The organism is Chryseobacterium viscerum (assembly GCF_025949665.1).
Lineage (GTDB): Bacteria > Bacteroidota > Bacteroidia > Flavobacteriales > Weeksellaceae > Chryseobacterium > Chryseobacterium viscerum_A.
The window spans coordinates 1,586,181-1,600,379 of the sequence record NZ_JAPDFT010000001.1 but is presented as its reverse complement, the minus strand read 5'-3'; the positions used below and the strand labels follow the sequence as shown (position 1 = coordinate 1,600,379).

Sequence of the window (14,199 nt, the reverse complement as noted above, 5' to 3'; positions counted from 1 at the left end):
ACAGCTATCTCAGGGCTAATATATATATTATTTTGCAAATACGTATTTAACTCCAAAAGTCACGGAAGTTAAACTGATACCAAATTTATAATCATCAGTTCTTTTCGCTCCGTCAATATCTCTTTTGTAAGTATTGTATCCGAACTCACCTATTGTCGCTTCAACTGACCAGTTTTTCGTAATGAAATAATCCAGACCTGGTTTAATATTCACCCCAATATTGGTATAGTTATTTTCTCTTTCAAAGGCAGCTGCAAGCAGAGGGTCTCCACCATTAATATTACTGTTTGCATCCATTTTTTCCTTACCAAATTCCAATGGAACCTGTAACTGTCCGAAGATGTATAATTTATCTGATAAAGTCCAGTATTTTCTCACGAATGGAGCTACTACAAAAGCGTTATCTGTATCTTTAATCTCCAGAACATTGCTGATAGCAGCATTCCCAACTTTGTATTTTGTAACAGCACTTTTATATCCCACGCCAAGTCCCACGGCTAGATTAGTAGTAACGAAATAACCAGCCGTAGGAAGGATTCTGATCACATCATCCTTTCTTTTAGTGTTGAATTCGTCCTTTTCACTGTGATAGTATCCTACCTGTCCTGAAAGATAAGAAGTTCCTTTAGCAATTTGTGCATTTGATAAACCGAAAAGCGCAACAGCGCCCATCAATGCGATTTTTTTCATGATTATTATATTATTTTTTTATAGAAAAAAAGCCCTAAGAGTTTCTCAGGGCTTTCTTGCTATATGCTTTGTTTATTATTTTGCAAATACATATTTAACTCCGAAAGTTACAGAAGATAAATTCAATCCGAAGTTATAGTTGTTTGTAGCATCACCATCTTTTGGTTTGTAGTTGCTATAACCGAACTCACCGATAGTAGCTTCGATAGACCAGTTCTTGTTTAAGAAATAATCTAAACCTGGCTTCACAGTAACACCGATTTTAGTGTATTTAGCTTCAGTAGAAGTAGAGTTTGTAACAACTGTGTTTCCGTTAGTAGCTACAGAGCTAGTTTCAGTTTCAGTTTTACCAAACTGCATTGGTACTGCTAATTGTCCGAAGAAATATAACTTGTCAGATAAAGTCCAGTATTTTCTTACGAATGGAGCAACAACAAAAGCTGGAGTTTTAACAACGCTCTCGTTTACAACTGTAGTGTTTCCTAAAGTTGTAGTTGTAGTTAGGGTGTTTTTTTCAGTTTGGTAACCAACTCCTAATCCGATTGCTAGGTTAGTGTTTACGAAATATCCAACTGTAGGTAATACGTTGAAGTTTTCTTTTTTATCATTACCGTTGTTAGATTCTACTTGAGAATAACCAACAGATCCTGATAAATATGTAGTTCCTTTAGCAATCTGAGCATTTGATAAACCGAAAAGTGCAACAGCACCCGCTAATAATATTTTTTTCATTTTAAAAAATTTTAATACTTTCTGAGGGCAAATTTACTCTGGTCCCCACTAATATTAAAATTTGTTAATGTGATTAATATCATTGTTAAAATTTAGAGTATTGTAAAAATAAATCATATTCAAGAGAAGTCTTTGAGTTTTTCACAATATTATGAATAAAAAAATTCAATTTTATTAACGAGAGGCGAATATGTTTACTTTTTTAAATTTTCGTTTTTTTTCTAAAACCCTATGAATTCAGGGAAATACCAAAATAAATTAACCTAAAATATTAATTTTTAAGTTATTAACTCTTAAAAATCAAACATATGTTTATAATTGGGGTCTGTCTTTATCTTTTCCTGATTGCTGTGAGGCCATTATTTCAAAAATTTCTGGTAAAGTATCCATAGAGTCTGCTTATATGGTATCAAAAAAAACTCCGGCCTTCGGCCGGAGTTTTTTATTTTTCAACTGTCTTTATTTGATAAAGAAATTAAATCCTAAGTTTACAGCTCCTACACTCCAGTTGTCTCTGTACCAGCCATAATCACGTCTGTTACTGATTGACTGATATCCGATGTATAACTCTCCTTTGGACATTTGGTATCCAAATTTAGGTTGTGCATAGAAACCTCCATCTACTCCATCTTTTGTAGAAATTCCATATCCAAGGTCTAATCCTACAAAAATAGGAGCTCCTTTAAATTTATATTTCCCGGAAACAGCTACAGGAATAAATCCAAAATCATCAAAGTGATCTTTTCCAAAGAAGTGAGAATATCCTGTGGTTACCCCAAGGTCAAAACCTTTAGCAATGTTCCACATATAAGCTGCATCCACTCCTAATGTAAATGAAGATACATCACTTGCATCAGATACAGGAACCCCAATGTGTCCACCAAGTTTAAAACCTTCCTGCGCCTGTACAGCACCTCCTAAAAGTGCAAAAGCACCTAGTAATAATAGTTTTTTCATTTTTTTAGTAGCTTTGAATTATTCCGCAAAAGTACTAATTATTTTCATTATTAGGATAAACTGCTCTGCAACGAAAAAAAGCAGGACAAAAATTGTCCTGCTTTTTATTATTTCTAAATAAGATTTTCAGAATTAGTTTCCTCCGAATTTGAAACCTACACCCACCTGAGCAAAGCTGTTCTTTACAGTACCTCCGCTATTATCATTAGATAGGTTAGATACTCCTAAGCTGTATCTTGCATCAAAGAAAAGTCCATTTTCCAGCATATATTCAACGCCTAAGAATGGAGCAAGGTTTAAAGACTTGATATCTTTTTTAATATCTCCGTCACCAGTATCTCCTTCCATTTCTACATCAAGGAAATCCGAACCAATTACAGTTTTTTGTTTAGCAGTAAGAATAATCCCTACATTAACACCTGCTGCTACAGAGAATCCTTCAGTAATAAAATACTTCGCAGAAACAGGAACCAAAAGAGTTCCAAAAGTAATTTTAGTCTGCTCACCAAAATACATTCCTCCTGCGTTTACTCCGTCAATTTTTTCTTTAGCACCAAGTGGCGAATACAAAACCTCTCCCTGAACAGCAAAGTTATCATTGAATTTGTACTCAGCCATCCCCCCAATATAGAAAGTATATTTAGGATCCATTTTTCTTCCGTCAAGATCATCTTGCTTATCGTCCAGTTTAATGGTTGACATTGCAAAACCAGCTTTTGGACCAAATCGAAATTCTTGTGCGTTGGCACAAATTCCCATAGCAGCGACCGCTGCAACAAGTAAAAGTTTTTTCATGTTTAATTAGTTTTTACATTTAAGGTTTGCAAAACTAATTATTTTTTTCAAATTAACAAATTTTAACTAACCAATTTAAGGTTAACAAAAGGTTAACGGAAACTTTTACTTATTCTTAACTAGTCGTTTCTTAGTCTTTTCTCTTCATCATTATAAGCAAGGATAATCTTTCTTACCACCGGATGTCTTACCACATCTTCTTCTGTAAGATGTACAAACCCGATCTCCTTTACTCCGTTTAAAATTCTCATAGCTTCTTTCAGCCCGGACTGCTGGTTTTTCGGAAGGTCAATCTGGCTTGGATCTCCTGTAATAATAAATTTAGCGTTCATCCCCATTCTGGTAAGGAACATTTTCATTTGTGCATGCGTTGTATTCTGTGCTTCATCAAGAATCACGAACGCTTCATCCAATGTACGTCCTCTCATAAAAGCCAAAGGAGCTACTTCAATCACTTTTTTCTCCATGAAACCTTCAAGCTTCTCATGAGGAATCATATCACGAAGTGCATCATATAAAGGCTGCAAATACGGATCCAGCTTTTCTTTAAGGTCACCGGGAAGGAATCCCAGACTTTCTCCCGCTTCCACAGCCGGTCTTGTCAGAATAATTCTTTTTACTTCTTTATCTCTTAAAGCTCTTGCTGCCAATGCTACACTGGTATACGTTTTTCCGGTTCCGGCAGGACCAATGGCGAAGACCATATCCTTTTTCTCCGTTTCCTTTACCAGTTTTTTAAGATTGGTTGTTTTAGCCTTAATAATTTTTCCGTTTACCCCTTTTACAATAATATCCTGATCAAAAACCAGTTGTTTCTCGTTTTCGTCTTTAATATTCAATATATTTTCAACGTCTTTCAGGCCTATTGAGTTATTTTTGGAGATAAAACTGACAATATCATCCAGTTTTTGTTTCAGTATGTCTAAAGCTTCCTTATTTCCCATGGCAAAGATGACATGATCTCTTCCTGTAATTTTAATGGTTGGAAAGCTTGATTTTATTAAGTTGAAATATTGGTTATTAACTCCATAGAAGATTTTCGCATCGATATCTTCCAAATCATATGTTAATTCAAACATGCAGTATTTTTATTTTTAGATTTTAAAATTAAAGCTTTTTTTCAAATTTATATCAAATTCTTTTCAACAATCTTTCGGGCTTTCTTTTTATTTTAAATAACTTTGCAATAGTACACTATTCTATAAATTGCTCATGTCAATTATTACCCTTACTTCGGATTTCGGAAATTTAGATTACAGAGTTGCCGCTGTGAAAGGCAAAATTCTGTCTCTAAACCCTGAGGTTAATATTATTGATATAACCCACGACATCCAGGCATTCAACCTTATACAGACTTCGTATATTGTAAGAAATGCTTATAAATATTTTCCTAAAGGAAGTATCCACATCATTTCTGTAGACAGTTTTTACAACAGATCAAGAAAAAATATCATTTATAAAGCTGATGGATCCTACTTTTTAGCGGCAGATAACGGTCTTTTAAGCCTTATCTTTTTTGATATTAAACCGGAAGCCATCTATGAACTTACACTGAACAACCGCTTTGATGACATCATCAACTTTACTTCTACAGACATTTTTGTTCCTGCAGCGGTACATCTTGCCAATGGCGGACTCCCTGAAGTAATAGGACGAAAAATACATTCAGCCAAACAACTGATGTTCCCGAGAGCAGTTTATAATGAATCGGAAGGTATGATTATCGGTGAAGTAACTTACATTGACAATTTCGGAAATATAATCTCAAATATCAACAAAGATTTTTTCGAGAATATCAGCAAAAGCTACGATAGTTTTACTATAAAATTCAGAAATTTAAGCCTTTCAAGGATATTTTCCAGCCATACGGAGGTTGTTTCAGACTGGGAAAGGGAAACAGAATTCCATGGACAGTCTGCTGCTATTTTCAATGATAGTCAATTATTGGAGCTTACCATCTACAAAGGAAGCAAGAAAAACGGTGCTAAAAGCCTGTTTGGATTGAATGTGGGCGAAAATATTTATATTGAATTCAGCTAAGATTATATATTTCTTAAAAAAACCGATTTTTTTTATATATTTGTCAAAATCTAAAAATCAAAAATGGCAGAATACAAATTATTGCTTCCTTCCATGGGAGAAGGTGTTATGGAAGCGACAATTATCACTTGGTTATTCAATGAAGGTGATAACGTAAAGGAGGATGACTCCGTAGTAGAAATTGCAACAGATAAAGTAGATTCAGACGTACCGACACCAGTTTCGGGGAAAATTGTAAAGATTTTAAAGCAAAAAGATGAAGTTGCAAAAGTAGGTGAAGCCATTGCTATTTTAGAAATTGAAGGAGAAGGTACAGCTTCAGAAGAAGTAAAAACTGAAACTCCGGCGGCTACTCCGGATGCTGACACTTTAAAAGCGATTGAAGAGCCTTTACAGACAACAGCTGCTTCAAACGTAGAATTCTCAGGAGATCTTTACCTATCTCCACTTGTAAAATCTATTGCACAACAGGAAAATATTTCTGAAACTGAACTGAAATCCATTAAAGGAAGCGGTTTGGAAGGAAGAATTACAAAAGAAGATATATTAGCATATGTTACTAACAGAGGAAACCAGCCAGTTCAGCAGACAGCTCCGGTACAGGCAGCGTCTACTCCAAAACCAGCAGTATCTGCTCCGGCAGCTACAATTCCGGTAAGTGCAGGTGACGAAATCATTCCAATGGACAGAATGAGAAAGATCATCGCTGAAAATATGGTAAAAGCAAAACAAATTGCTCCACACGTTACCTCTTTCATTGAAACAGACGTTACCAACGTTGTAAAATGGAGAAATAAAAACAAAGCTGTATTTGAAAAACGTGAAGGTGAAAAACTGACTTTCATGCCTATTTTCGTAAAAGCTGTAGTGAAAGCAATTCAGGATTTCCCAATGATCAATGTTTCTATCAATGGTGAAAACATCATCAAAAAGAAAAACATCAACATCGGTATGGCTACTGCCCTTCCGGACGGAAACCTTATTGTTCCTGTAATTAAAAATGCTGATCAGTTATCACTTTCAGGCCTTGCAAAAGCAATCAATGACCTGGCTTACAGAGCAAGAAACAAGAAATTAAGACCAGAAGACACTCAAGGTGCAACTTATACTATTTCTAACGTAGGAAGCTTTGGAAACCTTATGGGAACACCAATCATTCCTCAGCCTCAGGTAGCTATTTTAGCTATCGGAGCCATTGTTAAGAAACCTGCAGTTCTTGAAACAGCCGACGGTGATGTAATCGCAATCAGAAACTTAATGTTCATGTCTCACTCTTATGACCACAGAGTAGTAGACGGTTCTTTAGGAGGAATGATGCTGAAGCACGTTCACGACTACCTTGAAAACTGGGATCTGAACACAGAAATATAAGCAATGAATAATCAGTAATAAGTAATTTTGCTTATTGTTGGATCATATAAAATGAAAACCTTCGATTAAATCGGAGGTTTTTTTGTTTTTATAATTAAGTTTAATAAAATTCCAAAAGGCCAAATATTCTATCAAATAAATACCAAATAATTAATAAATACAGCTTTTGTTTAATAAATCAATAATTAAATAAAAATAATCCTATACTATAATAACTTTTTTGGAAATTAGATTGATTAATATTATTTTTAAGCAAATATTATTTGGAAAAATGGATCCGGATTACAGAAAATATGATGTTACAAGATTTTTTGATTTCACCGAAGAAGATGAAAAATTAATTACTGAGGTATATGATCAGCTTTCTGAGTCATATTATGTTTCAGTGATCGATATTAAAGAATCTCCTTACGACCAATTTAGTTCTCATGATATGTACCCATTATTTATTCCACAAATCTGTTATCTGGTAAAAGACAGGAACAAGGATAACTCTTTCTATCTTTTTATCGTCAGTAAGGTTGGAATGACTTCCAGAGGTGGGCTTTTAGGACGTAAATATGACACTCTACAACTTTGGGGACTAAAAAATCTGGATGAGAATTTCGGATATATATCCCTCAACAAGAAGAAACTAATGGATAAAGTGGCAGGAATTTTCAGCAGTTTTAATGTTAATTTTACAGATCGTGAGTTTAAAGATTTTTATGTAGTGGGAAATGATCAATTTAAAATCATGAATTTTTTAAATCCAAAGAGAAAAGAAACGATAAAGAACTTTCCGAATGAAGATTTTAAACTTGAAGTCAGAAATACTATTTTGAGTTTTGGCATACCTGACATCCTTACAATGGAAAACGCTGAAATAATCTCAAAGTTTTTAGAAGAAATATAAAATCTGCAAAAATCACGTACTTTTACATCTCTAAATTAACACATGCTGAAAATTTTCGCCCTTATAAAAAAATCCCTCAAAAATTCCTTTGACAATATCCGGAACGAACAGCTGAAGTACAACCTGCTTCAGGCTATCCCTTTTTGGATAGGATCTGTTATTACAGGTTTTTTTGCCGTCATGTATGCACAGATATTTGCCTGGGGTGAACATCTCATGAATTTTATTTTTGACTGGCATGCATGGATGATTTTTATTATTGCTCCCATAGGATTTGTACTTTCCTGGTGGCTGGTGAAAGAATTTGCGCCTAATGCTAAAGGGAGCGGTATCCCACAGGTAATGGCAGCGGTAGAACTAGCCAATCCGAAAGAACACCGTAAGATCAGAAATCTTCTGAGCATTAAGATTATTTTTTTCAAAATCCTGTCTTCTGTCATTCTGGTAATAGGAGGAGGTGCTGTAGGACGTGAAGGACCTACCATTCAGATTGCAGGCTCCGTTTTCAGAAAAGTCAACGAGTATCTTCCCGAATGGTGGCCGAAGATTTCCAAGAAAAATATGATTATGACAGGAGCTGCTGCCGGACTTGCTGCTGCCTTTAACACTCCGCTGGGAGGTATTGTTTTCGCTGTGGAAGAACTGTCGAAAACCCATATTAATTACTTTAAAACAGCTTTGTTTACCGCGGTAATTATTGCCGGTCTCACAGCACAGACACTGGCAGGATCTTATTTATATCTGGGATATCCAAAAACTAATGATGTTTCTTTAATGGTAATGTTTCCCATTGTACTTGTTGCTGCTGTGGCAGGTATTCTCGCCAGTCAGCTTTCTGTTGCTATGCTTAAAATCAACAGATGGAAAAAGAATACACTGAAAACCGATAAAGCCAATGTGATGTTCCTGATTATTTGTGCTTTAATCATTGCTTCAATCGCTTATTTCATCAACAGGGAAATTCTCGGCTCCGGAAAAGAAATTATGGAACGGGTACTTTTTACGAAAGATAAGCACGAAGACTGGTATGTTCCGGTTTTAAGAATGCTTGGCCCTGCCCTTTCTTTTACTTCAGGAGGTGCAGGAGGAATTTTCGCCCCTGCCCTCACAGCGGGAGCAAGTATAGGCTCTGTTATTTCAGGCGCCATTCATTTAACACCTAACGAAACCAATGTGGTTGTTCTGGCCGGAATGGTTGCTTTTCTAACCGGAATTACAAGAGCACCATTTACTTCAGCCATTATTGTTCTGGAAATGACAGACAGGCACTCATTGATATTTCACCTGATGCTGGCAGGAATGGTTTCTTCTATTGCCTCTATTCTCGTAAGCAGACATTCGTTGTACGATGTCTTAAAGGTGAATTTTCTGACGGAGTTAAGACAAAAAGATTAGTCGAGAAAGTGGAGGGCTATTTAAGAGTATATTATTGAAAATAACTTTTAAATGTAATCTTATGTAATCCCTTCAAAACATTAAACTTTAAATTCCCAACCATCAACACTCAACTATTTCACAAATCCTCTTGCATATACGAAATATATTCTCTAATTTTGCACCTCGAAATAATTAACAAATTCATTTAACATTATGAACAATTACGAAACTGTTTTCATTTTAACTCCCGTTCTATCTGAGTCACAGGTAGAGGAAGCAGTGAACAAGTATGTAGATCTTATCAAAGAAAAGAACTGCGAAATCGTTGCTAAAGAAAACTGGGGATTGAAAAAATTAGCTTATCCTATCCAATTGAAAAAGAATGGGTTCTATACTCTAATCGAATTCAAAGGAGAAGGTAGTGTAGTAGCTGATTTAGAATTAGCATTTAAGCGTGACGAGAGAGTAATCCGTTACCTTACTACAAAACTTGACAAGCATGCTGTTGAGTACGCTGTAACTAGAAGAACTAAAGTAAAAGCAGCTAAAGCTTAATTAATTAACCCTATTTTTTAAAAAGACAAGACATGGCAATAGATGAAATGGCTAAACAAGCCTCAGCTGGAGGAGAATCAGAAGTAAAATTCCTTACTCCGCTTGATATCAATACAAAATCTGAAAAGAAATATTGTAGATTCAAAAAATACGGAATTAAGCACGTTGATTACAAAGATGCTGACTTCTTATTACAATTTGTAAACGAGCAAGGTAAAATTTTACCAAGAAGATACACTGGAACTTCTTTAAAATACCAAAGAAAAGTTTCTGCTGCTATCAAAAGAGCAAGACACCTTGCATTACTACCATACGTAGCTGACTTATTGAAATAAGACAAAAAATAAATAAAAGAAGAGGGCAACCTCTTCTTTTGTTGCTGAATAAATAATTAATTCTAACGAAATTGAGATTTTAAATTTTAGATTCTGGATTTAGATTTTTTATATTTCTACATCTTTGAATTTTTCAATCTTTTAATTTTTCAATCTTAAAACGGACAACAACAATGGAAATTATCCTTAAAAAAGACGTAGAAAACTTAGGACTTGAGTTTGATACAGTAAACGTAAAGCCAGGTTATGCTAGAAACTTCTTAATTCCTCAAGGAATTGCTCTTTTAGCTACACCTAAAAACAAAGCTGCTTTAGAAGCTACATTAGAAGCTAGAAAAGAAGAAGAAGCTAAATTAATCGCTGCTGCTAACGCTGTAGTTGATCAATTGAAGAAAACTTCTATCACTATTCCTGCAAAAGTAGGTACTGGTGATAAACTATTCGGATCTATCAACAATGCTGATCTATCTGCTGCTTTAGAAAAAGCTGGTGTTTCTGTAGAGAAAAAATATATCAAGATTCCTGGTAACACAATCAAAAGAACTGGTAAATTCTCAGCTCTTATCAGACTTCACAGAAATGTTGAGTACAACTATGAGTTCGATATCGTTTCTGACGCTCCAGTTGTAGCTGCTCCTGCTGCTAAGAAGGAAGAAGTTAAATCTGAAGAAGCTTAATTAAGCAACGAGAATTTCTCACAATATAAAACCATCTCATTTATTTGAGGTGGTTTTTTTGTATAATTGGGGAAAGACAACGCGCAGAGACTACCCCGTCTTTTTGCTTTGCAAAAATCCACCCCTGCAGGGAAGGGGAATGTAGGAAATCTTAACAACTATTACTCATTATATTAGCTTTTTAACAACCTTACACGTAAGAATGCAAGAAAACCTATCCCACACTATAAAACCCGTTACCACATAACACGTACCCCGTAACCCGAATCTCAAACCCTCAAACTCTCAAACACTCCCACTCACTACTTATCTCCTCTCAATTTATGCTGATATTCCGTAGGAGCAATACCAATTACTTTTTTGAAAATATTGCTGAAAGATGACAGACTGTTGTACCCTACCATCATCGCAATTTCATACATATTATACTTTCCTTCCAGCATCAGTTCAAGAGAACGGGTAATTCTCAAAGCCCTTAGAAAACGGACATAATTCATGCCCAGGATCTCTTTAAATTTCCTCGAAAGGGTTCTTGTACTCATTCCGAATTCTTTTGCCGTAGATTCGATGGTAAGGGGCTTTTCAAGGTTAGCATGAATATACCTTGCAATCTTCAGTAATGTTTCATCTTTTGGAAATGGATGCTGTATTGGAAATGCCAGATGCTTGTGCTTTTTTTCCTGTAAAACACCTTTAAGGGCTTTGAGAAAAAAGTATTTAGAAGTATCATTTTTTGTGATTTTCCCATCCCATTCTTTAGTATACAAAATCATCTCCCGAAGTAAATTATTGACGGAATAAATATTAATTTCATCAAAAAAGCCATTTTCATTTTCTTCTTTTTTAAAATAAAAATTATATAAATCAACTTTCGGACTGGTAGAAAAAATATAATGAGGCGTCCCGGCAGGAATCCACATAAAGCATCTTGCAGGAAGATACCAATGCTTTTGATCTGTAAAAACATGTACAATACCTCCTTCTGCGTATACTAATTGTGCAGAACTGTGGTAATGAATCTCTGTTGTTACATTACCTGTGAGGACATGGTAGATGTAAAACTCTGCATCATCCTCTTCTACTGCTTTAAAATGGCTGTCATTCATGAAATAAAGATAAGAAGAATTTTCAAATTGGCGTAAATGAGCAAATCTTTTTCTGTTTTCACAAATCGGGTCCGACACTTGTCGTCGTAACTTTGCTGCATCAAAATCATTTTAGCAAAAATCCTTTAATTAATTTATGAATATCATATTTAACGCATGCCGGTATCTGTGCATTGCGTTGTGCTTATTATTAAGCAACTTTTTACATTCACAGATGGTAGATTATCAGCATCTCGGCTTACAGCAAGCTGTAGAGATTGGGCTGAAAAATAATAAAAACATACAGATAAGTCATCTCAAACAGGAAATGTCCGCTACCAAAGAGAAAGATCTTAAAATGGAAAAGCTTCCGGACATTGAATTTCATACCAGCTATACTCAGGTAACCAATTTATATCAGCATCAGAACGGCGTATTTAACAAAGCAACAGAATATGATGCTATCAATGGAATGTATGATTTTACATTATCTGCTTCCATTCCGGTATATATGGGTGGTAAAATAAAAAATACGGAAAAGAAAGCGGCTATTGATACTGAGATTTCAGCCTTAAAAACCCATCTGGATGAGAGACAGCTTAAAATGGCAATCATTACAGCATTTCTTCAGATCCATCATTTAAAAGAGCAGCAGAGTCTTATTAATGATAAAATGAAAGAAGATTCCATAAACATCAAACAGGTAAAATCTTTGAAAGCTAATGGTGTTGTAACGGTAAATGAAGTCTTAAGAACCTCACTGCAGCTTTCCAATCACAAAATGAGCTGGACGGAACTGGATAACGATATTCAGATTGCTGAACACAAACTGAAGACTATTCTTTCGCTTCCGGAAAATCAGGAAATGCATGTGAATACAGAAGATCTTATTTCGGAGAATGCAGCCATTCCTTATGTTGATGAACTGACAGAAATAGCTTTAAACAAAAATGAGTCTGTTGAAATCACCCATAAAAATCTTTCTCTGAAAGAACTGGATCAAAAAATTACCAAAGCTAATTATTTACCCAAAATTACAGCTGGTGGAGAATATTTTTTAAAATATCCGAACATGATGTTCTTTCCTCCCGAACCGTATGCATACCGTCTGGGAATGGTGGGGGTAAATCTTACCTATCCTATCGAAAATCTGTACAAGAACAAATACAGAATGCAGGAAGCACGGGAAAATATTGACCTGGCCAAACTTCAGATAGAAGAAAACGAGGAAAATGTAAGACATAATGTATATGAAGCTTATAAAAAGTTTGAAGAGACAGACCAGAAGGTAAAAATTGCTGAAGAAGCAATTAATCAAGCTAAGGAAAACTATCGTATTGTAAGAACAAAATATGCCAATAAGTTAAGCCTTATCACTGAACTGATCGACGCCGATAATACTTATCTGGAAGCTGAATCTAATCTTATTTCCGTAAAAATCAACAGACAACTTAAATATTACCAACTCCAATATACGATTGGAAACTTATAAAAACTATGGCACAGAAACAACTGACACAAAAGGAAAAAAGAATCAACAAGTCCATTACTTTACTGGCCTGGATCCTGATCATCAGCGGAATCACAGGAATGGTAAGCTTTTATCTTTTTTCAAGAAAAAATGTAACGACGAATGATGCACAGATTGAACAATATATCACGCCTGTATCCAGCAAAGTTTCAGGGTTCATTAAAACTATAAAATTTAACGAAAATCAGTTTGTACACAAAGGAGATACATTAATCGTCATCGACAACAGGGAGTTTGTGAATCAGGTACACATGGCTGAAGCTAACCTTCACGCAAACACTGCAACCATAAGCACAATTGAAAGCGGTGTCAGTACCAAAGAAAGTGATACCAAGATCATTGATGCTAAAATTGCTTCCGCAAAAATTGATATCTGGAGAACAGAACAAGATTATAAAAGATATAAAAACCTTTTGACAGAAGATGCGGCTACAGAACAGGAATTTGAGAATGTGAAAGCTTCTTATGAACAGTCAAAAGCTAATCTTTTAGCATTGGAACAGCAGAAAAATGCAGTAAGAGCTGGAGCCAGTGAGCAGCAGACTAAAGTGGCTCCTGTAAAAAGCCAGATTCAGCAGAGTTCAGCAAGTCTTAACAATGCTAAACTCTATCTTTCTTACACAGTGATTACCGCTCCTTATGACGGATGGGTGGGAAAAAAAACGATTCAGGAAGGGCAGCTGATTAAAGAAGGTCAGGCTCTGGTACAAATGGTCAGCAATGAGAAATGGATCATTGCCAATTATAAAGAAACACAGCTTGGACAGATTGATCAGAACCAGGAAGTAATCATTACTGCAGATGCTTATCCCGATGTTGAATTTAAAGGAAAAATACTTTCCGTTTCTCCAGCTTCAGGATCTCAGTTTTCATTAGTAAAACCGGATAATGCAACCGGAAACTTTGTGAAAATTGAACAGAGATTTCCTGTGAAAATTATTCTTGACAATAATAAAGACAACGAAAAACTACTTTCCGGAATGAATGTTCTGGTAAGTGCGAAGAAGATATGAGTTTGAGTGTGGGAGGGTTTTAGAGTTTTAGAGTTTTAGAGTTTTAGAGTTTTAGAGTTTTAGAGTTTTAGAGTTTTAGAGTGCAAAATTACCTTCTGATCAACATATTTCAGGTTTTACAATACATTATTTTTTAGCGAAAAGAC

At 35.2% G+C, this 14,199-nt stretch carries 15 protein-coding genes; 9 read left to right on the top strand and 6 right to left on the bottom strand.

What is annotated here, in order from left to right; genetic code table 11:
* Nucleotides 1-27: 27 nt before the first annotated feature.
* The 5 genes from OL225_RS07235 to OL225_RS07215 all read right to left on the bottom strand — a co-directional run bounded on the left by OL225_RS07235 (nucleotide 28) and on the right by OL225_RS07215 (nucleotide 4,253).
* Nucleotides 28-690, bottom strand: a complete 663-nt coding sequence (locus OL225_RS07235) for a porin family protein (RefSeq protein ID WP_264517792.1) — start codon at nucleotides 688-690, stop codon at nucleotides 28-30.
* A 75-nt stretch (nucleotides 691-765) separates the two neighbouring features.
* Nucleotides 766-1,422 carry an outer membrane beta-barrel protein gene (locus OL225_RS07230; protein WP_047374398.1) on the bottom strand — a complete coding sequence of 219 codons (657 nt, stop codon included), beginning with the start codon at nucleotides 1,420-1,422 and terminating at the stop codon, nucleotides 766-768.
* A gap of 459 nt (nucleotides 1,423-1,881) precedes the next feature.
* A complete protein-coding gene (locus OL225_RS07225; RefSeq protein ID WP_047374396.1) occupies nucleotides 1,882-2,379 on the bottom strand; it encodes a hypothetical protein in 498 nt (165 codons plus the stop codon).
* Between the two features lie 132 nt (nucleotides 2,380-2,511).
* Complete coding sequence (locus OL225_RS07220) at nucleotides 2,512-3,174, bottom strand: porin family protein (RefSeq protein ID WP_047374394.1); 663 nt, start codon at nucleotides 3,172-3,174, stop codon at nucleotides 2,512-2,514.
* A gap of 119 nt (nucleotides 3,175-3,293) precedes the next feature.
* Nucleotides 3,294-4,253 carry a PhoH family protein gene (locus OL225_RS07215; RefSeq protein ID WP_047374392.1) on the bottom strand — a complete coding sequence of 320 codons (960 nt, stop codon included), beginning with the start codon at nucleotides 4,251-4,253 and terminating at the stop codon, nucleotides 3,294-3,296.
* Between the two features lie 133 nt (nucleotides 4,254-4,386).
* On the opposite strand from OL225_RS07215, the gene OL225_RS07210 reads away from it, so the two are divergent.
* From OL225_RS07210 to rplI, 7 genes are all read left to right on the top strand, one after another.
* Nucleotides 4,387-5,214, top strand: a complete 828-nt coding sequence (locus OL225_RS07210; RefSeq protein ID WP_264517791.1) for an S-adenosyl-l-methionine hydroxide adenosyltransferase family protein — start codon at nucleotides 4,387-4,389, stop codon at nucleotides 5,212-5,214.
* A gap of 63 nt (nucleotides 5,215-5,277) precedes the next feature.
* On the top strand, nucleotides 5,278-6,585 hold the full coding sequence (locus OL225_RS07205) for a dihydrolipoamide acetyltransferase family protein (RefSeq protein WP_264517790.1): 1,308 nt from the start codon (nucleotides 5,278-5,280) through the stop codon (nucleotides 6,583-6,585).
* 271 nt (nucleotides 6,586-6,856) lie between these two features.
* Nucleotides 6,857-7,480, top strand: coding sequence for a hypothetical protein (locus OL225_RS07200; protein WP_047374387.1), 624 nt, complete (start codon nucleotides 6,857-6,859; stop codon nucleotides 7,478-7,480).
* Between the two features lie 42 nt (nucleotides 7,481-7,522).
* Nucleotides 7,523-8,875, top strand: a complete 1,353-nt coding sequence (locus tag OL225_RS07195) for a chloride channel protein (protein WP_264517789.1) — start codon at nucleotides 7,523-7,525, stop codon at nucleotides 8,873-8,875.
* Nucleotides 8,876-9,070: 195 nt separating this feature from the next.
* Entirely contained in the window at nucleotides 9,071-9,412 is a 342-nt protein-coding gene (rpsF, locus tag OL225_RS07190) for a 30S ribosomal protein S6 (protein WP_047374382.1), read from the top strand.
* A 32-nt stretch (nucleotides 9,413-9,444) separates the two neighbouring features.
* Nucleotides 9,445-9,747 carry a 30S ribosomal protein S18 gene (gene rpsR, locus OL225_RS07185; RefSeq protein WP_002979091.1) on the top strand — a complete coding sequence of 101 codons (303 nt, stop codon included), beginning with the start codon at nucleotides 9,445-9,447 and terminating at the stop codon, nucleotides 9,745-9,747.
* A 173-nt stretch (nucleotides 9,748-9,920) separates the two neighbouring features.
* A complete protein-coding gene (rplI, locus tag OL225_RS07180) occupies nucleotides 9,921-10,424 on the top strand; it encodes a 50S ribosomal protein L9 (protein WP_047374379.1) in 504 nt (167 codons plus the stop codon).
* Between the two features lie 302 nt (nucleotides 10,425-10,726).
* On the opposite strand, the gene OL225_RS07175 is transcribed toward rplI, so the two are convergent.
* Nucleotides 10,727-11,530 (bottom strand): helix-turn-helix domain-containing protein, encoded by an 804-nt coding sequence (locus OL225_RS07175; RefSeq protein ID WP_047375684.1) that lies wholly within the window; start codon nucleotides 11,528-11,530, stop codon nucleotides 10,727-10,729.
* A gap of 136 nt (nucleotides 11,531-11,666) precedes the next feature.
* Here OL225_RS07175 and OL225_RS07170 point away from each other — a divergent pair, with 136 nt between their 5' ends.
* On the top strand, nucleotides 11,667-13,001 hold the full coding sequence (locus OL225_RS07170; protein ID WP_264517788.1) for a TolC family protein: 1,335 nt from the start codon (nucleotides 11,667-11,669) through the stop codon (nucleotides 12,999-13,001).
* Between the two features lie 5 nt (nucleotides 13,002-13,006).
* Nucleotides 13,007-14,053, top strand: coding sequence for an HlyD family secretion protein (locus OL225_RS07165; RefSeq protein ID WP_264517787.1), 1,047 nt, complete (start codon nucleotides 13,007-13,009; stop codon nucleotides 14,051-14,053).
* Nucleotides 14,054-14,199 lie beyond the last annotated feature (146 nt).